This is a genomic window from Kutzneria sp. CA-103260 (genome assembly GCF_018263855.1).
GTDB lineage: Bacteria > Actinomycetota > Actinomycetes > Mycobacteriales > Pseudonocardiaceae > Kutzneria.
Genome location: NZ_CP073318.1, coordinates 9,616,127 through 9,635,787 on the forward strand (window position 1 = coordinate 9,616,127; position 19,661 = coordinate 9,635,787).

Below are 19,661 nucleotides of genomic sequence, written 5' to 3' on the forward strand. Positions count from 1 at the left end.
GGTCAGACGCGCTTGAACAGCAGGGCGCGCTTGACCTCCTGGATGGCCTTGGTGACCTGGATGCCACGGGGGCAGGCGTCGGTGCAGTTGAAGGTGGTGCGGCAGCGCCACACGCCGTCGACGTCGTTGAGGATGTCCAGGCGCTCCTCGGCGCCGTCGTCCCGGCTGTCGAAGATGAAGCGGTGCGCGTTGACGATCGCCGCCGGGCCGAAGTAGGAGCCCTCGGTCCAGTACACCGGGCACGACGTGGTGCAGCAGGCGCACAGGATGCACTTGGTGGTGTCGTCGAACCGGGCCCGGTCGGCGGCCGACTGGATGCGCTCGCGGGTCGGCTCGTGGCCCGTCGTCATCAGGTACGGCTTGACGGCGCGGAACGCCTCGAAGAAGGGCTCCATGTCGACCAGCAGGTCCTTGTGCACCGGCAGGCCCTTGATCGGCTCCATGGTGATGGTGGTCGGCTTTCCGTTGCCGGCCAACAGATCCTTCACCAGCACCTTGCAGGCCAGCCGGTTGACGCCGTTGATGCGCATGGCGTCGGAGCCGCAGACGCCGTGGGCGCAGGAGCGGCGGAAGGTCAGCGACCCGTCGACGTACCACTTGATGTAGTGCAGCACGTTGAGGACCCGGTCGCTGGGCAGCGCCGGCACCTCGAACGACTGCCAGCGCGGCCCAGCAGGATCGGACTCCGTGTCGAACTCCGGGTTGAACCGGCGGATCTGCACGGTGATGGTGACCGCGCCGGGCGGCACCGGCGGCTGCGAGCCGCGGGAACCCGAGGGCGCGGTTTCGGTGGTCGCGGTCATCAGTACTTGCGCTCCATCGGCTTGTACCGGGTGAAGGTCACCGGCTTGTAGTCAAGGCGGATGTCGGCGGACAGGCTGTCGCCCTGCTTGTACGCCATGGTGTGGCGCATGAAGTTCGTGTCGTCACGCGTCGGGTAGTCCTCCCGGGCGTGCCCGCCGCGGGACTCCTTGCGGGCGATCGCGCCGACCACCAGGATCTCGGCCAGCTCCAGCAGGAAGCCGAGCTCGACGGCCTCCAGCAGGTCGGTGTTGAACCGCTTGCCCTTGTCCTGCACGGAAACGTTGCCGTACCGCTCCTTGAGCTGCTGCACGTCGTGCAGCGCCTGCTTGAGGGTGTCCTCGGTGCGGTACACGGCGGCGTTGGCGTCCATCGTGTTCTGCAGCGCGATCCGCAGGTCGGCCACCCGCTCGGAGCCGCTGGAGGAACGCAGCCCCTCGACCATGTTCTCGACCAGGGTGGCCGGGGTCTCCGGCAGGTCCACGTGGTCGTGCACGGTGGCGGCGTACTCGGCGGCGGCGATGCCGGCCCGGCGGCCGAACACGTTGATGTCCAGCAGCGAGTTGGTGCCCAGCCGGTTCGCGCCGTGCACCGAGACGCAGGCGCACTCGCCGGCGGCGTACAGGCCGGGGACGACGTTCTCGTTGTCCCGCAACACCTCGGCGTGCACGTTGGTCGGAATGCCGCCCATCGCGTAGTGCGCGGTCGGGTACACCGGCACCGGCTCGGTCACCGGGTCCACACCCAGGTAGGTGCGGGCGAACTCGGTGATGTCGGGCAGCTTTGTCTCCAGCACCTCGGCCCCGAGGTGCGTGCAGTCCAGCAGCACGTAGTCCTTGTGCGGACCGGCGCCGCGGCCCTCCAGCACCTCCAGCACCATGGAGCGGGCCACGATGTCGCGCGGCGCCAGGTCCTTGATGGTGGGGGCGTAGCGCTCCATGAACCGCTCGCCGTCGGCGTTGCGCAGGATCGCGCCCTCGCCGCGGGCTCCCTCGGTGAGCAGGATGCCCAGGCCGGCCAGGCCGGTCGGGTGGAACTGGTAGAACTCCATGTCCTCCAGCGGCAGGCCCTTGCGGAAGATGATGCCCATGCCGTCGCCGGTCAGGGTGTGCGCGTTGGAGGTGGTCTTGAAGACCTTGCCGAAGCCGCCGGTGGCGAACACGACCGCCTTGGCCTGGAACACGTGGATCTCGCCGGTGGCCAGCTCCAGCGCGACCGCGCCGGTGCACACCGGGCCGTTGGCCGTCTCGGTCATGCAGACGTCGAGCACGTAGAACTCGTTGAAGAACTCGATGCCGTGCTTGACGCAGTTCTGGTACAGCGTCTGGAGAATCATGTGCCCGGTGCGGTCGGCCGCGTAGCACGCGCGCCGCACGGCGGCCTTGCCGTGGTCGCGGGTGTGCCCGCCGAAGCGCCGCTGGTCGATCCGGCCCTCGGGGGTCCGGTTGAACGGCAGGCCCATCTTCTCCAGGTCGAGGACGGCGTCGATCGCCTCCTTGCACATGATCTCGGCGGCGTCCTGGTCGGTGAGGTAGTCACCGCCCTTGATCGTGTCGAAGGTGTGCCACTCCCAGTTGTCCTCCTCGACGTTGGCCAGCGCAGCGCACATGCCGCCCTGGGCCGCGCCGGTGTGGGAGCGGGTGGGGTAGAGCTTGGTGAGCACCGCGGTCCGCACGCGCTGTCCGGCCTCGATGGCCGCGCGCATCCCGGCGCCGCCGGCGCCGACGATGACCACGTCGTACTTGTGTACCTGCATGTCCGGCGTCTCCCGCGGTCAGCCGCTGATGTTCGGGTCGAAGGTGAAGATCACGAAGCTGCCCAGCGCCAGGATCAGCGCCATGGACACGTACAGCAGGATCTTCAGCCAGAACCGGGTGGCGTCCTTGCGCGCGTAGTCGTTGATCACGGTGCGCAGGCCGTTGCCGCCGTGCAGCTCGGCCAGCCACAGCATGGACAGGTCCCAGAACTGCCAGAACGGCGAGGACCAGCGGCCGGCCACGAAGGCGAAGTTGATCCGGTGCACGCCGCCGTCGAGGATGTTCATGATGAACAGGTGCCCGAGCACCAGCACGATCAGCGCGAGGCCGGACAGCCGCATGAACAGCCAGCTGTAGAGCTCGAAGTTGCTGCGGCGGGCCGAGCGGCGGCGCGGGCTGCGCGGCGCGGCGAGGTCGAGGGTGCTCATGTCAGTTGCCACCGCCGAAGACCGTGATGAAGCTGCGCTGGAGCATGAAGTACGCGCCGGGGATCATCACGACCACCCAGATCACGATGATCGCCCACAGCATCGGGCGCTGGAAGCGCGGGCCCTTGGCCCAGAAGTCGACCAGCATGATGCGGATGCCGTTGAGCGCGTGGTAGAGCACCGCCGCGACCAGGCCGAGCTCCAACAGGTTGACGAGCGGGTTCTTGTAGAGCTCGATCACCTTGTCGTAGGCGTTCGGCGAGACCCGAACGACCGCGGTGTCCAACACGTGCGCGAACAGGAAGAAGAAGGTCAGCACCCCGGTGATCCGGTGGGCCACCCAGGACCACATGCCCAGATCGCCGCGGTAGACGGTGCTACCGCGCCGGCTGCTGCCCCCTGTTCCCTCTGCTGCGCCCGTCGGCGGGGCGGTGGTACTGGCCATGGTGCGGGTGGCCTCCAGCGTCAGTGGTGGGCACGGCCCCAAGGCGTGCGGCAGCACGGGGCCTTGACCCTCCGGATGCTAGACCGGCGGTCTGTTCCCGGCCCAACGGCGACGGGCCGTCTGTGATCGATGAGACACGCAGTGGTGTGGTCCAGGCCGCTTTAACGATCAAGAACCACTTTTCAGCGCCTCCCGGCACAGGTGGTCGGCGCGACGGGTGGTCTCCGGCTGGCGGTAGTGCGGGGCGAGCTTGAGCACCTGGGCGCAGGCCCTGTCCAGGTCGGTCCGGTGTCCGATCGAGACGAACAGCGGCTTGATCTCCCGCTGGGTACGCAAAGCCCGCCCCACCACGTCGGTTCCGTCCGTCATCGGCGTCCAGTCGCCACGGTCGGGGCCGGGCGCTTCGTAGTGCCCCATCGGAGTCTTGGCCACGCCGATCGACGGCAGCCCGGTGACCACGCCGAGGTGGCTGGCCAGGCCGAACCGGCGCGGATGAGCCACGCCCTGGCCGTCACAGACCAACAGATCGGGGGACACCGTCAGCCGTTCGAGCGCGGCCAGCAGCGCCGGCAGTTCACGGAATGCGAACAAGCCTGGCACGTAAGGGAAATCTGTGACCCCCGGCACAACCGCCTGATCCACCGTTTCGAGTGACGCGAGGTCCAGCACCACCACCGCCGCGAACAGCCGGTCGGACCGCTCGTCGTAGGCCACGTCCAGGCCGGCGGCGGTGCGCGGCCGGAAGCCGGCCGGCGGGTGCGGATCCACCAGCGGCGCCAGCCTGATCTGCAGCTCGACCGCCTGCTCCGGCGTCGACGGCCAGTCCTCGATCACGGGAAGTGCCTCTCCGCGGCCAGGTTGCCGCGCTCGTCGAAGATCCGCTCGCGGGCCAGCCGGCCGTCCGGATGCCAGTCCCGGGCCGGACCGGTGATCACGCCACGGCGGACCGTCAGCTCCGACTTCGGCGTGCCGTCCTCGTACCACTCGCGGCGCGGGCCGTCCTCCAGGCCGTATCGGTAGGTCACCAGCGACGTCACCTCGCCGCTGTAGCCGTGGATCACCGCCTCGCCGGTGAAGGCGTGGCCGTCGTGCCGCAGCCGCGCGCCGTCGTCCCACTCAACCGTGCTGACCTGGAGGTCGATGCGGGGCAGCGGCGGCTCGTCGGCCGGCGCCTCGCGCTCGTCCAGCAGGAAACCGGCGTCGTCCCAGCGCTGGATCCTGGTGACGGCGCCCGTCTGGTCGTGCACGGTGAGCTCTTTCACGCGCCCGTTGGCGTGCCAGCGCCGCCACTCGCCGACTCGCACGCCCTGCTCGTGCCGCCCCTCGGCGTTCGGAGACCACCACGGGCCGTCGGGGACACCGTCCCGATAGGACGTGACCGTGTCGCCCTCGGTCAGTTGGCCGGTGAACGGGGTTCCGGCTACGCTCGTCACGCCGTTCTCCTGGGTCGTTCGGGTCCGGTCGACCCTGGTCGTCGGCCGGCCGCGCTCGTCCCAGCAGCCGTCGCCGTTCTCGGCCGGCATTCCGTTGGGATGCCAGCGTTTCGTCCCGTCGCTGCGCAGAATCCCGCTGTCGTACCAGGTTCTCGCCGACCGGCGCACGCCGTCCTGGTAGGTCTCCAGCGACAGCAGGCGATCCCCGTTCTCCCGGACCAGCTCGCCGGTGAACAGCTCGCCGCCGTGCACCAGTCGCCCGTTGTCGTCGCGGGTCGGCGCGTCCGCGTACACCTCGATCCGGCGTGCCCGGCGAGGCAGGAAAGCCCCGTCCAGCACCGCATCCGTCACGTCGGCCGTGGACAGGTCCACGTCGTCCAGCATCGCCGCCGTCAGGTTGGCCCCGCGCAGGTTCGTGCCCGTGAACACCGCCCCGATCGCCGTCGCCCGGGTCAGGTTGGCCCCTTGGAGACTGGCCTCGGCCAGGTTCGCGTCGTCCAGGTTCGCGTCCGCCAGCTGCGCCTCGGCCAGGTCCGCACCCCGCAGGTCCGCCCCCGTCAGCTGCGCGTCGTCCAACTCCGCTTTCCGCAGCACCACGTCCCGCAGGTCCGCGCCCAGCAGCACCGCCCCGCTCAGCGGCGCGCCCGTCAGGTCCGCGCCCCGCAGGTCCAGTCCCGTGAAGTCACCGACACCCTCGTCCAGCCAGTCCTCCAGCGCGACCGCCGCTTCGTCATCGTCCGGCCAGCGGACCGGCAGCCACTCACTCACCCCTCGACCGTACTGTCCCGGGTCCTACTCGGGCATCCCCGTTCTCCGGAAGGAGACAGGGTTGCCCTCCTCGTCCCAATGCTCTTCGGCCACCAGACGGCCGTTGTCGTCGAACCGCTTCTCCACCGCCAGTTGGCCGTTGTGGTGCCACCTCCGGTGCACCCCCACGGCTTTGCTGCGCCGGTTCATCCCCTCCGCCTTGCGCGTGCCGTCCTCGTACCAGGCCTTCGTCGGGCCGTCGCACCAGCCAGCGCGGTACGTCGTCAGGGAGACCAGCGTCTCGCCGTAGGTGTTGACCAGCTCACCTGTGAACGGCTCGCCGTCGTGGGTCAGGCGCAGCCAGTCGTCCAGCTCGTTGTCGTCCAGAAACTCGTGGATCCGCTCGACCCGCCGGATCGTCTCCCTGACGCCCATGGCCGAGAACAGCACCTCCGGTGCGATCTGTCGGGCCAGCTCCCGTCCTCGGTCCAGCCACCGCTGCTCTGCCTGCTCGTCCGGGAACTCCGATGACGGAGGGTCGTCCGGCTGGTAGATCGCCTGGAACTCGTCGTCCCACTGCTCGATCAACGCCACCAGCCCGTCCGACAGGCCGAAGTCGTCCAGCTCGCGGTACTCCCAGTCCACCCAGAGCGGCCCCGTTCCCCACTCCGGCCCCAGCTTCACCAGCGCCGTGTCGTCGTAGCGTCGCTCCCGCACCAGGTTCCCGTCCTGGTCCCACTCCCGGGCGGCCCTGATCATTCGTCCCTTGTGGACTGTCATCTCCGACTTCAGCTGACCGCCGTCGTACCACGTCCGCCGCACGCCCTCGCGGATGCCGTTCTTGTAGGTGATCAGCGACGTCATCTCGTCGAGCCAGTTGTACGTGACCGCCTCGCCGGTGAACGGCACGCCCCGGTGCAGCAGGCGCTGGCTGTCGTCCCAGTCGACCTCGTCGGCCTGGACGTCGATGTGGTCGGTCACTCCGGCATACCGGCGGAACGGAAGGCCTCCGGCGCGCCGTTCTCGTCCCAGTGCTTCTCGCTGATCAGCCGGCCCTTGTCGGTGAACACCTTCTCCACGGCCAGTTGACCGTTGTGGTGCCACCTCTGGTGCGTGCCGATGGCGACGCTGTGCCGGGCCATTCCCTCTGCCCTGAGTGTGCCGTCCTCGTACCACTCGCGTCGCGGGCCGTCCCGCCAGCCGTCGCGGTAGGTCTCCAGGAAGATCAGCGTCTCGCCGTAGGTGTTGACCAGCTCGCCCGTAAACGGTTCGCCCTCGTAAACCAGGCGCAACGAGTCGTCCAACTCGCTGTCGTCCAGGAAGACGTGGATCCGCTTCATGACATCACTCCGGAATCTTCTCGCCTGGAGGGAACCGATCGTAGCGCCCGGCGTTGCTGGGCGCCCCCTGCAACATCAGGTTGCAGTTGGCGCAGCACGGCGCCTGCTCGATGCCGCCGCTGCGGAACGGGTGGTAGTTGTCCACCCGCATCTCCGCCAACGCGCCGGGGCCGTCGTCAATGCCCAGCCGGTTGCGTTCCCACAGCAGCGCGTTGACTGCTTTCACCTCGGCATGGCCCAGTGGCTCATCGGGATGGGGACGGTCGCGTGTCGCTCCCGTGGTGTCGTCCTGCACCGGGTAGCCGCCCGGCTTGTTGGTCATGTCGTCGAGGTGTTGTCGCAGTGTCGGGTGGAGGTCGGCGTCGGGGATGACGTCCTCGCCCGTGCCGTTGATGCCCTCGTAGACCAGGCCGGTGCGCATGTCCATGCCCACGGCGGTGACGCCGACATTGGCTTGGTTATACACATCGCCGGTGCTGGGTGGCGTGGGCTTCTCGGGCATCCTCGGCTCGGGTGGGAAGTTCGGCTCCCGCCCTTCGGCCTTGGCCGCGGCGGCCTCCTGTTTGCGCTGCTCGACCCAGGCCCGTTTGTCCTCGTTGTAGGTCTGCATCTGCTGTTTGTGCTCAGCGAGCTGGCGTTGGTAGTCGCGTTGCTCCTGTTTCGCCTGCTGCTGGGGCGCCCGGTACTGGCTGGCGCGGTGCTCGGCGACGTGGGTGACGTAGTCCTTGGACGACCGGTCGCCAACCCCTGTGATCAGGCCGGTCTCCTTGTCCCGGGTCACACCCTCGGCGTGGCTCAGGTCCGCCAGCTTGTGTGGCGCCGGGTTCAGCGACGGCTCGGGCATGTGCTCGGGTGACGCGGAGCTGAGGCCTGTGCTGGCAGTGCCGCGGTAGCCGGGCGAGTGGTTGAGGTTGCCGGACAGGTGCGTCGGCTCTTCCTCATCGCCGCCACCGCCACCGCCGGTGCGCACCTTCGGCGGCTTGCGACCACCGCCACCACCACCGCCCGCGACCGGAGCCGGCGGGCGTTCGCCGCCGCCGGGCAGATGCTTGGACTTGGCGTCGGGGCGGACCTTGAGCAGGCCGTCCCGGGCGGCGTGATCGGCCTCCTCGTGCAGGTCGCCGGTCTTGCCCAGGTTCTGGCCGGCCTTGTCGGCGACCCGGCCGCCCTCCTTGAAGACCTTGCCGGTGACCTCGACGCCGCGGCCCATCGCCTTGGCCACCACCGAGCCGATGCCGGAGCGGTCGCCGTTGGCGTGCTCGACCAGGTTCTGGCCGGTGGTGTCCAGCTTCTCGCCGGCGGTGGAGACGGTCTGCCCGAACTTCGACAGGTTGCTGCCCGAACGGCGCAGGTGATCCGGATTTGTGTGGATCTTGCTCAAGCGGCGGCCTCCCCGGTCCCGGTCGGGGAGTGTGACGTGTTACGGCGGCCGCCGGTTCCTGGTTACGAAGAGTAAACACGTGCCGACGTTTCGTCCGACCGGGTCAACGATTCGGTTACACGGACCGTGACCGGTGTCGTGGGCCCAGGACCGGGAGGTACCGTTTCGCCCTCGGTGGGACCGACACCGACAACGGGGTCGGGGATCGAAGCCCGCCGGAGCAGGGAGAGGACGACCAACCGTGCGTCGAATGCGTGGAGTAGCGGTAGCGGCGATCGCGCTGACCAGCGTGATGTCGATGGCCGCGTGTGCCAAGGACAGCACCTCGAGCAGTGCAGGCGGCAGCAGCAACTCGGCGTCGGGCAGCGGCTGCAAGCTGGCCACCCCGCCCACCGCGGCCGCGGCCGGCTCGAGCACCACCACCAGCTCGAGCAAGGTGGACGGCAGCGCCCTCAAGGTCGGCCTGGCCTACGACATCGGCGGCCGCGGCGACGCGTCGTTCAACGACGCGGCGGCGGCCGGCCTGGACCTGGCCAAGTCGCAGTTGGGCGTGAAGGCCGAAAACGTCAAGGAGACCACCGCCGCGCCGAACGAGTCGGACGCGGCGAAGGAGGCGCGACTGCGCCAGCTGGCGCAGGACGGCTACAACCCGATCGTCACGGTCGGCTTCGCCTACGGCCCGGCGCTGCAAAACGTGGCCAAGGACTTCCCGAACACCAAGTTCGCCATCGTCGACTCCACGGTGGAGAACTCCCCGAACGTCACCCCGCTGACCTTCACCGAGGAGCAGGGCTCCTTCCTGGTCGGCGTGATCGCCGCGTACAAGTCCAAGGGCTGCCACGTGGGCTTCGTCGGCGGCGTGAACGTGCCGCTGATCCAGAAGTTCCAGGCCGGCTTCGACGCGGGCGCCAAGGCTGCCGCGCCGGACATCAAGATCGAGGACAAGTACATTACGCCGGCCGGTGACTTCACCGGCTTCCAGGCACCCGACAAGGGCCGCCTGGTCGCGCAGGGCGAGTTGTCCGCCGGCGCCGACGTGATCTACCAGGCCGCCGGCAACTCCGGCAAGGGCATCTTCGACGCGGTCAAGGCCAAGTCCGGCACCTACGCCATCGGCGTCGACTCCGACCAGTACAAGCAGGCCGGCGTCGCGGACGACAAGGACATCATCATCTCCTCGATGATGAAGCGCGTGGACACCGCGGTGTACGACTTCCTGCGCGGCGTCGCGGCGGGCGACCTGACCAGCATCCCGAAGGTCTTCGACCTCGCGGTCGGCGGAGTGGACTACGCCACCTCCGGCGGCAAGGTGGACGACATCAAGAGCACCGTCGACGCCTACAAGGCGCAGATCATTTCCGGTGCGATCAAGGTTCCCTCCACCGTGTCCGGCAGCTGACCACTGCGGCAAGCACCCCTACCGCGGGCCCGCCAGATTGGCCGGGCCCGCGGTAGTGCTGTAAGGAGTTGCCCCATGACCACCGCCACCGACAGCGGAGCCCCCGCGGTCGTGCTCACCGGGATCACCAAGCGCTTCCCCGGCGTCGTGGCCAACGACGACATCAGGCTCACCGTCCGGGCCGGCGAGGTGCACGCGCTGTGCGGCGAGAACGGCGCCGGCAAGTCCACCCTGATGAAGATCCTCTACGGCATGCAGCAGCCGGACGAGGGCACCATCGAGGTGGCCGGGACCGAGATCCGCTTCCGCACCCCGGCCGACGCCATCAAGGCCGGCATCGGCATGGTGCACCAGCACTTCATGCTGGCCGACAACCTCACCGTGCTGGAGAACGTCGTGCTCGGCGCGGAGTCGCTGCACGGCATCGGGGCCAGGGCCAAGGCCCGCATCGCCGAGCTGGCCGGGCAGACCGGCCTGCGCGTCGACTCCGGCGTGCTGGTCGAGCAGTTGGGCGTGGCCGACCGGCAGCGGGTGGAGATCCTCAAGGTGCTCTACCGCGGCGCCCGGATCATCATCCTGGACGAGCCGACCGCCGTGCTGGTGCCGCAGGAGGTCGACGAGCTGTTCGACACCCTGCGCGGCATGCGCGAGCAGGGCTTCACGTTCCTGTTCATCTCGCACAAGCTGGACGAGGTGCGGGCCATCGCCGACAGCATCACGGTGATTCGCCGCGGCACCACCGTCGGCACCGTCGACCCGAAGACCGTCACCTCGCGCCAGCTAGCCGAGATGATGGTCGGCTCCGAGCTGCCCAGCCCCGAGACCCGCGAGTCCACTGTGACCGACCGGGCCGTGCTCACCGTGTCCGGCCTGCGCCTGAACGACACGGGCGGACGCGCCGTCCTGGCCGAGATCGACCTGGCCGTGCACGCCGGCGAGATCGTCGGCATCGCCGGCGTCGAGGGCAACGGCCAGACCGAACTGGTCGAGGCGATCATGGGCATGCGCAAGGCCGACGCGGGCTCGGTGCTGCTCGTCGGCTCGGACAGTGCGATCACCGACCTGACCAAGCTGAGCACGCTGCACCGCCGCGAGGCCGGCATCGGCTACATCGCCGAGGACCGGCACCGGCATGGCCTGCTGCTCACGCAGTCGTTGTGGTTCAACCGGATCCTCGGCTTCCAGACCCGCAAGCCCGCGGTCAACGGGCGCTGGCTGGACGTGGAAGGGGCCCGCGCCGACACCCGGCGCATCGTCGAGCAGTTCGACGTCCGCACGCCCGGCATCGAGGTGCCGGCGGCCGCGCTGTCCGGCGGCAACCAGCAGAAGCTGATCGTCGGCCGCGAGCTGTCCGGCGACCCGGTGCTGCTGATCGCCTCGCACCCGACCCGCGGCGTCGACGTCGGCGCGCAGGCCCTGATCTGGGAGCAGATCAAGCAGGCCCGCGCCGCCGGCCTGGCCGTGCTGCTGGTGTCGGCCGACCTGGACGAGCTGATCGGCCTGTCCGACACGATCAAGGTGATGCTGCGCGGACGGCTGGTCGCGGACGCCGACCCGGCGACGGTCACGCCCGAGGAACTGGGCAGCGCCATGACCGGCGCGACGACCGGTGGAGAGGAAGAAGCCTGATGCGCTCGCTGCGTGGCAAGCTGCTGCCGCCGGTGGTGGCGATCGTGTTCTCGGCGTTGCTGTGCTCGGTGGCGCTGATCATCTCGGGCCGCAACCCGGCCCAGGCGTTGGCCGCGATGGTGGTCCAGGTCGGCCACAACACCACGGCCGTGGACATCGTCAACAGCGCGTCGATCTACTACCTGGTCGGCATCGCCGTCGCCATCGGGTTCAAGATGAACCTGTTCAACATCGGCGTCGAGGGCCAGTACCGGATCGGCGCGGTGTGCGCCGCGATCGTCGGCGGCGAGCTGAACCTGCCGCCGGTGCTCGGGCAGATCGTGATCATCCTGGTCGCGATGGCCGGCGGCGCGCTGTTCGCCGCGCTGCCGGCCATCCTCAAGGTCACCCGGGGCGTCAGCGAGGTGATCACCACGATCATGCTGAACGCCATCGCCGGCGGTATCATCGCGCTGCTGATCAAGCAGGGTGTGTTCGGCGTGCTGAGCAACAACAACATCGGCACCAGGCCGATCCCGTCGGCCGACTGGATCCCGGGCATCCCGCTCGGCTCGGCCGGCACGGTCTTCGGCTTCGTGGTGATCGCGATCCTGGTCGGCGTCGGCTACTGGGTGATGCTCAACCGCACCCGGTTCGGCTTCGAACTCCAGGCCTCCGGCGAGTCGCCGACCGCGGCCACCGCCGGCGGCGTGGACGCCAAGCGCATGATCGTCATCGCGATGCTGCTGTCCGGCGCCATCGCCGGCCTCACAGCGCTGCCCGAGCTGCTGGGCCGCGACCACACCTACACCCTGATCTCCCCGCAGGGCTACGGATTCACCGGCATCGCCGTCGCGCTGCTCGGCCGGAACAACCCTGGCGGCATCGCCTTCGGCGCGCTGCTGTGGGCGTTCCTCGACCAGTCCGCGGTGTCGCTGGACAACATCCAGGTGCCACGGGAGATCGTCACCATCATGCAGGGCGCGATCGTGCTGTCGGTCGTCGTGTCCTACGAGGTGATCCGCAGGCTTGAACTGGCCGCCGAGCAACGCAGGGTCGGCAGCCAGCTGGCGGCCGCGGCCGCCGCGACCACCGGGAGCGCGTCGTGATCGACATGAACCCGCCGACGGCGACGGTCACCCCGGCCGCCCCGGCCAAGCGACGGATCCCCGGCTGGGCCAACGGTGTTCTCTGGTCCCTGGCGGCCATCGTGCTGCTCACCGTGACCGCGGACCTGACCGGGCTGCCCAACATCACGGCCACCTCGACCGTCCAGGCCGGACTCCAGCTGGCCGTGCCGCTGCTGCTGGCCGGCCTCGGCGGCCTCTGGGCCGAGCGGGCCGGCGTGGTCAACATCGGTCTTGAGGGCATGATGATCCTGGGCACCTGGGGCGCGGCCTGGGCCGGCTACCAGTGGGGCCCGTGGGCGGCGGTGATCGGCGGCATCGTGTTCGGCGCGCTCGGCGGCCTGCTGCACGCGGTGGCCACGGTCACCTTCGGCGTCAACCACATCGTGTCCGGTGTGGCGATCAACCTGCTCGGCGCGGGCGTGGCCAAGTACCTGTCCACGCTCCTGTTCGCGCCGGTGTCGCACAACCCGCGGCAGTCGCCGAAGGTGCCGTCGTTCGACACCTACTCGGCGCAGCCGGTCGCGGACTGGTTGGGGGACCTGGAGAAGCAGCAGCGGTACGTGATCTCCGACGTGGCCGGCATCCTGCACGGCGTGCTGTCCGGCGTGTCCCCGCTGACGATGATCACCATTCTGCTGGTGCCGACCACCTATCTGCTGCTCTGGCACAGCCGGTTCGGCCTGCGGCTGCGGTCATGCGGCGAGAACCCGGTCGCGGCCGAGTCCCTCGGCGTCAACGTGTACCTCCAGAAGTACATCGCGGTGACGGTCTCCGGCGGCTTGGCCGGGCTCGGCGGCGCGGCGCTGGTGCTGGCCCCCGGCCAGAACGGCTACCTGGAGAACCAGACCAACGGCCGCGGCTATATCGGCCTGGCCGCCATGATCTTCGGCAACTGGCGGCCCGGCGGCCTGCTCGGCGGCGCGGCGCTGTTCGGCTACGCCGACGGCCTGCAGACCCTGACCGACGGCAAGACCGTGCTGGGCCTGTTCTACGGCGTGTCCCTGCTGATCTGGGTGATCGCACTGGTGCAGCTGATCCGTCGCAAGTGGATAGTCGGGCTGGTGGGGGTCGTCGTGGGCGGCGCGCTCTACCTGCTGTACCTGTCGATCGACTCGCTGCCGCAGGAACTGACCACCTACCTGCCGCACATCGTGACCATCGTGGTGCTGGCGATGTCCTCGCAACGATTGCGCATGCCCGCGGCGGACGGCCTGGTTTATCGACGAGGACAGGGAAGTTAGTTGTCCACTGTGGACTGGGATCAGCTGCGGCGACAGGCCGTGGCCGCGGCGGCGTCGGCCTACTGCCCCTACTCGGGGCTCCAGGTCGGGGCCGCCGCCCTGTGTGACGACGGCCGGGTCGTGACCGGCTGCAACATCGAGAACGCCGCCTACGGCGTGGCTCTGTGCGCAGAGTGCACGATGGCCGGGCAGCTGCGGCTGACCGGCGGCGGCAAGTTCGTCGCCGTGGCCTGCCGCAGCGGCGAGGGCGAGTTGCTGATGCCGTGCGGGCGCTGCCGACAGATCATCTACGAGCTGGGCGGCCCGGACTGCCTGGTGGACACCCCGCGCGGTGTGCTTACGATGCGGGAAGTTCTGCCAGACGCGTTCGGACCAGAGGACCTGCCGTGAGCGAGCTTGCGAGCGAACCATCCAGCGCTGCGCCCTTGGCCGCAGACGCGACGAGCGCCAGCGAGGAGGGTCTGTGAGCCACTTCAATGCCGTCGAGATCATCCGCGCCAAGCGCGACCGGCGGACCCTGACCGGCGAGCAGATCGACTGGGTCGTCGACGCCTACACCAACGGCGTGGTCGCCGACGAGCAGATGTCGGCGCTGGCCATGGCGATCCTGTTGAACGGCATGGATTCCACCGAGACGGCCCGGTGGACGCGGGCCATGGTCGCCTCGGGCGAGCGGCTGACCCTGCACGTGGACAGGCCGACCGTGGACAAGCACTCCACCGGCGGCGTCGGCGACAAGATCACGCTGCCGCTGGCCCCGCTGGTCGCCGCCTGCGGCGCCGCCGTGCCGCAGCTGTCCGGCCGTGGTCTCGGCCACACCGGCGGCACCCTGGACAAGCTGGAGTCCATTCCCGGCTGGCGGGCCCAGCTGTCCACGGAGGACATTCGCGCCCAGCTGCGGTCCGTGGGCGCGGTCGTCTGCGCCGCCACCGAGGGCCTCGCGCCGGCCGACCGCAAGCTGTACGCGCTGCGGGACGTCACCGGGACTGTCGAGTCGGTGCCGCTGATCGCCAGCTCCATCATGAGCAAGAAGATCGCCGAGGGCGCCGGCTCGCTGGTGCTGGACGTGAAGGTCGGCTCCGGCGCGTTCATGAAGAACCTGGCCGACGCCACCGAGCTGGCCCGGGCGCTGGTGTCCATCGGTGTCGACCACGGCCTGCGCATCAGCGCCGTGCTGACCGACATGTCGGTGCCGCTGGGCCGGGCCGTCGGCAACGCCGTCGAGGTCGCCGAGTCCGTCGAGGTGCTCAAGGGCGGCGGGCCGGCCGACGTGGTGGCGCTGACCGTCGCGCTGGCCCGGGAGATGCTGTCGCTGGCCGGACTGTCCGATGAGGACCCGGCCGGGGTGCTCGCCTCCGGCAAGGCCTACGAGACGTGGTGCCGGATGATCGCCGCCCAGGGTGGCGACCCGGAGGCCGCGCTGCCCGTGGCCAAGCACGTCGAGGTGGTAGAGGCGGCCGAGGACGGCGTGCTGACCGACCTGGACGCCTATGCCGTCGGCGTCGCCGCCTGGCGGCTCGGCGCCGGCCGGGCCCGCAAGGAGGACCCGGTGCAGCACGCCGCCGGCGTGCTGTGCCTGGCCAAGCCCGGCGACACCGTCCACAAGGGACAGCCGCTGCTGGAGCTGCGCACCGACACCCCGGAGCTGCTGGCCGCCGGCCGCGACGCCCTCACCGGCGCCATCACCATCGGCGACGCCCCTACGGAACACACCCCGCTGGTCATCGACACGATCCGCGGCTGACGTTTGCGTGTCTCCAAGACCTACAAACCCCGGCTACCGGGGTCTCTGACGACTACAAACCCGGCCGGGTTTGTAGTCGTCAGAGACCCGATCCTGCTGGGTTTGTAGGTCTTGGAGACCCACGTACTAGCTCGTGCGCCAGTCGATGCGGCCGTCGGTGGTGGTGTCGGGGCGGCTGTGCCGGACCTTGGACCGTTCCTCCAGCGCGGTGGCGATCTGCTCCAGCATCTCGGTGAGGCTGCGCCACTCCGGCCCGTGCGCCTCGGCCCGCTCGTGATCCCACTCCATCACGCAGCCGCGCAGCGGACCCGGCCGCAGGTCGACGACCAGCGCGTCGCCCAGGCCGTCGAACGCGAACGGCACCCAGAGCGGGTGGTAGCTGTTGCCGGCCGAACCCGCGTCCGGACCGCACTCCGGCGTGTCCCACGTGTCGGCCCAGAGTTTTCGCTGCACCCGGAACGAGTCCAGCGCGCCCTGCGGCCCGTGCGGCGTGTAGAAGGGCGGAATGATCTCGGCGAACGCCGAGTTCCCGGTGCCACCGCACACCGACCACCACTCGTGCAGGTCGTCGGGCAGGTCGACACCGATCTCCTGCTCGAGGATCACGACATCTTCCCGGTCTGCCATCGTGCGCAGCACCGACCCCGTCGACGGTGCGTAGAAGGACAGCCAGCGCACGATCCGACCCCACGCGTCGGCCACTGCCATCCGTTCATGATCGAGTAAGAACGGTCGTACCGGTACCGCCCAACGGAGGACGGACCGGAGATTCGCGCCACCGACTGACGATGTCGCGCCGGTCGGGTTAACCTGCGGCACTGAGCCGTGTGAGGGGGCTGTCGTGTCCGACACCGAGACGATGTGGGCGCCCGCCGACGACGGCCGGCCCCCGCAGCGTCCGGACCGCAAGCCGATGATCGCCTTCCTGATCGTCCTGGTGATCACCCTGCTGGCCGCCGCCGCGATGGGCGGCTACCTGCTGGGCCTGCGCACCGCGCAATCCGAACAGGCCGCCTTCCCTTCCAGTGCCGCGCCGACCACGACTTCCTCGACGCCCCCGACGACCACCACCACGGTCGCGCCGACGACCACCACCTCCGACACGACCACCACGACGACGACAACGACCACCGCCGTCGTGGGCACCGTCCGCAACGCCACCCCGGCCGGCTCGCCGGTCGTGCTCAACGTCGGCTACGGCGTGAACCTGGACAGCACCCAGCCCAACTGGGACGTGGTGCAGAGCGACGACCCGAACTACTTCAACGACCTCCGGTTCGACACCCAGGACACCGTCAACAGCTCCGGCCGGGGCTTCGCGCCGACCCAGCCCAACGCCGGCTACGCCGACTGCGCGGGCGCCACCGCGTACACGCCGCTGCTGGACATCAACCAGATCCTGGCCGGTGGGGCGTACTGCACGACCAGCCCACAGGGCCGGTTCGCGCTGGTCGTGTTCCATCCGGCGGTCGGCGGGCAGCTGACCTTCGACCTGACCGTGTGGGAGAAGACCCCCTAGTCAACTGTGATGATCGAGCGACCACGTAGGCTCTGCCCCGTTCCCGCAGACAGCGCTGGCCGTGACCGGGAGGTCTCCAGATGGCTCAGGACATCGTCCCGATCGAGCTCGGGCTCCCCCAGGGCGACCTGATCACCTTGTGGGCGCCGCGCTGGCGCGAGGAAGGCGAGGAGTGGGAGGCGTTCCTCGGACACGAGGAGGACCTCTACGCCTTCCCGGACGCCGCGCGGCTGGCCGCCTTCGTGCGGACCGCCACCGAGCACGACCTGACCGACCACCCCGCGTGGCACGTGCTGCCGGCGCTGTCGGCCGTGGAGCTGGTGCCCGACGAGAACCACCAGTTCGACCTGGTGGGCGTGCCCGAGCTGGTGTCGGAGGACCCGGACACCTGGACCATCGGCGAGCTCGCCGACGTGGTGTCGATCCTGCGCTCGCTGGCCGACGTGTGCGAGCTGGACAAGGTCAACGAGGTGCTGGACTCGGTGGACGGCTTCGCGCTGCTGCCGCAGGGCACCTTCCCGTTCACCGGCCGGGACGGCGAGCGCCGCTGGACCGAGCTGGCCAAGGTCGTCGTGGAGCGCTGGGACGAGGTGCTCGACGCCATCGACGGCATCGTCACCGTGCCCGAGGTCGACGAGAAGGCCCTGGCCGAGGCCGAGCAGGAGCTGGCCGACGCCGAGGCCCAGCTGGCCGAGGAGGCCGAGGCCGACGCGGACGCCGCCGAGCGCGAGCCCGACGACGAGCCCGAGGACCTGGGCTTCTGGGGCGAGGTCGGCATCGACCCCGTCAAGATCATCCTCGGCGACAACGAGTACTTCACGCTGCGCTGCTACGTCGACGACGAGCCGGTGTTCCTCGGCTCCAGCGGCGAGATCGACGTGTTCGGCTCGGCCAAGGCGCTCGGCCGCTTCCTGGTCAACACCGGCAACGAGCTGGCCGGCAACGACATCACCGAGGTCGCCACCTGGGACGAGGTCGCCACCAAGGCCACCGCCGGCGAGCTCGAGGTCGAGGTGCACGACGACAACGTCTACGTGCTCAACGGCATCGCCGACGACATCGCCGAGGGCGTCGACTCCGTCGACCCGGTGCAGCTGGACCTGGCCGTCGAGCTGCTGGAGGACGCCGCCGCCTGGGCCGGCGACGACTCCGTGAGCGAGGCCCTGGCCCAGTCCGAGAGCCTGGGCTGGCTGGTCTCCTTCGTGGTCCGCCCCGACCCGACCCGGATGGCGCCGAGCGCCCCGTTCGACGCCGAGGTCGAGGCCTGGAAGGCCCTCATCGAGGGCCTGGAGAACCGCTTCCGTACCCACTGAGTTTCTGCCGCGCGTTCCGCGCGGGGCTCGGCCCCTTCGGGGGCCGATGCCTCGCACTCTTCTGTGGTGGCGGCGCTTCGCTATTTGTTTCCTGCGGCCAGCTGCTCTTCGCGGTGGATGTCCTCGGCCTTCACCGGTGTCGCGAAGACGGCCAGCAGCGGGAACACCGCGCCGACCAGGAACGCGGTGGCGTAGCCGTAGCCGCCGACCACCGCGCCGAGCAGCGGGGGAGTGAGCGCGGCGGCGATGTTCTGGGCCGTGTTCTGCGCACCGAGCGCCCGGCCCGACCACGCGGTGCCGGCCAGCTCCGCGGTCGCGGTGAAGCCCAGGCCGTTGTCCGCGACGGTGATGACCGCGCCGATCGCGATGACCGCGACCGCGAGCCACGGCGCGATCCGGTCGCCGAGAGCCAGTAGCAGCATCACCACCATGCTCGCCACCGCGAGCTGGCGCATGGGTCGCAACCGACTACCCACCAGGTCGGCCCACTGGCCGGTCACGATGCGGCCCACCGCGCCAGCCGCCTGAACCACTCCCAGGAACACACCCGCGCCGCCGGGCGTCCAGTGCTGCGCGCTCACCAGGTACTCCAGGCTGAACGCCGAGATGACGAACTGCGGCACCACCAGCAGCGTGCTCGCGCCGTGCAACCGCCACAGCGCCGACGACCCCAGATACGGCGACCGTGTCCGCTCCGTCTCCTTGCGGGGCGGCCGTGGCGGATCCTGCACGAGCACGGCCACCAGCACCGCCAACAGAACACACAGGGCGGCCGGGAACAGCAACGCCGCCCGATAACCGAAGGCCTGCCCCAGGAAGGGCAGCGTGAGCGCCGCGACGCCCACGCCGACCGGCTGCGCCGTCTGCCGGATGCCCATGGCCAGGCCGCGTTCCCGTGGTCCGAACCAGCCCATCACGACCCGGCCGCTCGCCGCGTTCACCGACGCGCTGCCCGCGCCCGCGACCAGTAGCAGCACTTCCAGCAGTGGCACGCTGTGCGTGCCCAGGCTGCCAGCCGCCAGCACCAGGCCGGCGGCCCCCAGCCCGAGCGCCATCACCACCCGCTCGCCGTACCGGTCCGCGGCCGCGCCCCAGGCGATCAGCGTCAGCAGCAGACCCACCGTCGGCGCCGACACCATCACGCCCACCTGAGCCAGCGACAGCCTCTCCGCCGCCCGCACATACGGCACGAGGAACGGCAGGCCGTACACAAAGGTGCTCGCCGCCGCCTGCGCGGACAGCCCGAGGCCCAGGATCAGCCACCGCCGTGGATTCTCGGCCACCGACCGCCTCCCAACATGTGGACGCCACTGCCTACATGTTGGACGCTAGCGGTGATAGTTCTACAACGGCAACAAATTCCCGGATACTGAAA

The 19,661-nt window shown here is 69.7% G+C and carries 19 protein-coding genes; 8 read left to right on the forward strand and 11 right to left on the reverse strand.

Annotation, left to right across the window (positions count from 1 at the left end):
• Positions 1 to 2: 2 nt before the first annotated feature.
• The 9 genes from JJ691_RS42940 to JJ691_RS42980 all read right to left on the reverse strand — a co-directional run bounded on the left by JJ691_RS42940 (position 3) and on the right by JJ691_RS42980 (position 8,332).
• Entirely contained in the window at positions 3 to 803 is an 801-nt protein-coding gene (locus JJ691_RS42940) for a succinate dehydrogenase iron-sulfur subunit (RefSeq protein WP_211765159.1), read from the reverse strand.
• Complete coding sequence (gene sdhA, locus JJ691_RS42945) at positions 803 to 2,557, reverse strand: succinate dehydrogenase flavoprotein subunit (RefSeq protein WP_211765160.1); 1,755 nt, start codon at positions 2,555 to 2,557, stop codon at positions 803 to 805. The genes JJ691_RS42940 and sdhA overlap by 1 nt, the downstream gene beginning before the upstream one ends.
• 18 nt (positions 2,558 to 2,575) lie before the next feature.
• Positions 2,576 to 2,986 (reverse strand): succinate dehydrogenase hydrophobic membrane anchor subunit, encoded by a 411-nt coding sequence (locus tag JJ691_RS42950; protein WP_211765161.1) that lies wholly within the window; start codon positions 2,984 to 2,986, stop codon positions 2,576 to 2,578.
• Position 2,987: 1 nt separating this feature from the next.
• Positions 2,988 to 3,431, reverse strand: a complete 444-nt coding sequence (sdhC, locus tag JJ691_RS42955) for a succinate dehydrogenase, cytochrome b556 subunit (RefSeq protein WP_211772078.1) — start codon at positions 3,429 to 3,431, stop codon at positions 2,988 to 2,990.
• Positions 3,432 to 3,599: 168 nt separating this feature from the next.
• Positions 3,600 to 4,265 carry an endonuclease V gene (locus JJ691_RS42960; protein WP_211765162.1) on the reverse strand — a complete coding sequence of 222 codons (666 nt, stop codon included), beginning with the start codon at positions 4,263 to 4,265 and terminating at the stop codon, positions 3,600 to 3,602.
• The gene (locus JJ691_RS42965; RefSeq protein ID WP_211765163.1) at positions 4,262 to 5,632 is read right to left on the reverse strand and encodes a pentapeptide repeat-containing protein; all 1,371 of its coding nucleotides are present in this window, start codon (positions 5,630 to 5,632) and stop codon (positions 4,262 to 4,264) included. The genes JJ691_RS42960 and JJ691_RS42965 overlap by 4 nt, the downstream gene beginning before the upstream one ends.
• A 24-nt stretch (positions 5,633 to 5,656) precedes the next feature.
• Positions 5,657 to 6,592 carry a toxin-antitoxin system YwqK family antitoxin gene (locus tag JJ691_RS42970; protein WP_211765164.1) on the reverse strand — a complete coding sequence of 312 codons (936 nt, stop codon included), beginning with the start codon at positions 6,590 to 6,592 and terminating at the stop codon, positions 5,657 to 5,659.
• A complete protein-coding gene (locus JJ691_RS42975; protein WP_211765165.1) occupies positions 6,589 to 6,951 on the reverse strand; it encodes a toxin-antitoxin system YwqK family antitoxin in 363 nt (120 codons plus the stop codon). The genes JJ691_RS42970 and JJ691_RS42975 overlap by 4 nt, the downstream gene beginning before the upstream one ends.
• 4 nt (positions 6,952 to 6,955) lie before the next feature.
• The gene (locus tag JJ691_RS42980; protein ID WP_211765166.1) at positions 6,956 to 8,332 is read right to left on the reverse strand and encodes a YwqJ-related putative deaminase; all 1,377 of its coding nucleotides are present in this window, start codon (positions 8,330 to 8,332) and stop codon (positions 6,956 to 6,958) included.
• A gap of 250 nt (positions 8,333 to 8,582) precedes the next feature.
• On the opposite strand from JJ691_RS42980, the gene JJ691_RS42985 reads away from it, so the two are divergent.
• The 6 genes from JJ691_RS42985 to JJ691_RS43010 all read left to right on the forward strand — a co-directional run bounded on the left by JJ691_RS42985 (position 8,583) and on the right by JJ691_RS43010 (position 15,454).
• Positions 8,583 to 9,731: a BMP family lipoprotein gene (locus tag JJ691_RS42985; protein WP_211765167.1), complete on the forward strand. Its 1,149-nt coding sequence runs from the start codon at positions 8,583 to 8,585 to the stop codon at positions 9,729 to 9,731.
• Between the two features lie 75 nt (positions 9,732 to 9,806).
• A complete protein-coding gene (locus tag JJ691_RS42990; RefSeq protein ID WP_211765168.1) occupies positions 9,807 to 11,360 on the forward strand; it encodes an ABC transporter ATP-binding protein in 1,554 nt (517 codons plus the stop codon).
• The gene (locus JJ691_RS42995) at positions 11,360 to 12,448 is read left to right on the forward strand and encodes an ABC transporter permease (protein WP_211765169.1); all 1,089 of its coding nucleotides are present in this window, start codon (positions 11,360 to 11,362) and stop codon (positions 12,446 to 12,448) included. The genes JJ691_RS42990 and JJ691_RS42995 overlap by 1 nt, the downstream gene beginning before the upstream one ends.
• A gap of 5 nt (positions 12,449 to 12,453) precedes the next feature.
• Positions 12,454 to 13,710, forward strand: a complete 1,257-nt coding sequence (locus JJ691_RS43000; RefSeq protein WP_211772079.1) for an ABC transporter permease — start codon at positions 12,454 to 12,456, stop codon at positions 13,708 to 13,710.
• Positions 13,711 to 14,100 (forward strand): cytidine deaminase, encoded by a 390-nt coding sequence (locus tag JJ691_RS43005; RefSeq protein ID WP_211765170.1) that lies wholly within the window; start codon positions 13,711 to 13,713, stop codon positions 14,098 to 14,100.
• A gap of 73 nt (positions 14,101 to 14,173) precedes the next feature.
• Entirely contained in the window at positions 14,174 to 15,454 is a 1,281-nt protein-coding gene (locus tag JJ691_RS43010; protein ID WP_211765171.1) for a thymidine phosphorylase, read from the forward strand.
• 126 nt (positions 15,455 to 15,580) lie between these two features.
• Here the strand turns inward: JJ691_RS43010 and JJ691_RS43015 are convergent, their stop codons facing one another.
• The gene (locus tag JJ691_RS43015) at positions 15,581 to 16,162 is read right to left on the reverse strand and encodes an SMI1/KNR4 family protein (protein WP_211765172.1); all 582 of its coding nucleotides are present in this window, start codon (positions 16,160 to 16,162) and stop codon (positions 15,581 to 15,583) included.
• 133 nt (positions 16,163 to 16,295) lie between these two features.
• Here JJ691_RS43015 and JJ691_RS43020 point away from each other — a divergent pair, with 133 nt between their 5' ends.
• Both JJ691_RS43020 and JJ691_RS43025 read left to right on the forward strand, forming a co-directional pair.
• Entirely contained in the window at positions 16,296 to 16,973 is a 678-nt protein-coding gene (locus tag JJ691_RS43020; RefSeq protein WP_211765173.1) for a hypothetical protein, read from the forward strand.
• A gap of 80 nt (positions 16,974 to 17,053) precedes the next feature.
• Entirely contained in the window at positions 17,054 to 18,286 is a 1,233-nt protein-coding gene (locus JJ691_RS43025; protein ID WP_211765174.1) for a primosomal protein, read from the forward strand.
• An 80-nt stretch (positions 18,287 to 18,366) separates the two neighbouring features.
• Here the strand turns inward: JJ691_RS43025 and JJ691_RS43030 are convergent, their stop codons facing one another.
• Entirely contained in the window at positions 18,367 to 19,569 is a 1,203-nt protein-coding gene (locus JJ691_RS43030) for an MFS transporter (protein WP_211765175.1), read from the reverse strand.
• Positions 19,570 to 19,661: the final 92 nt, after the last annotated feature.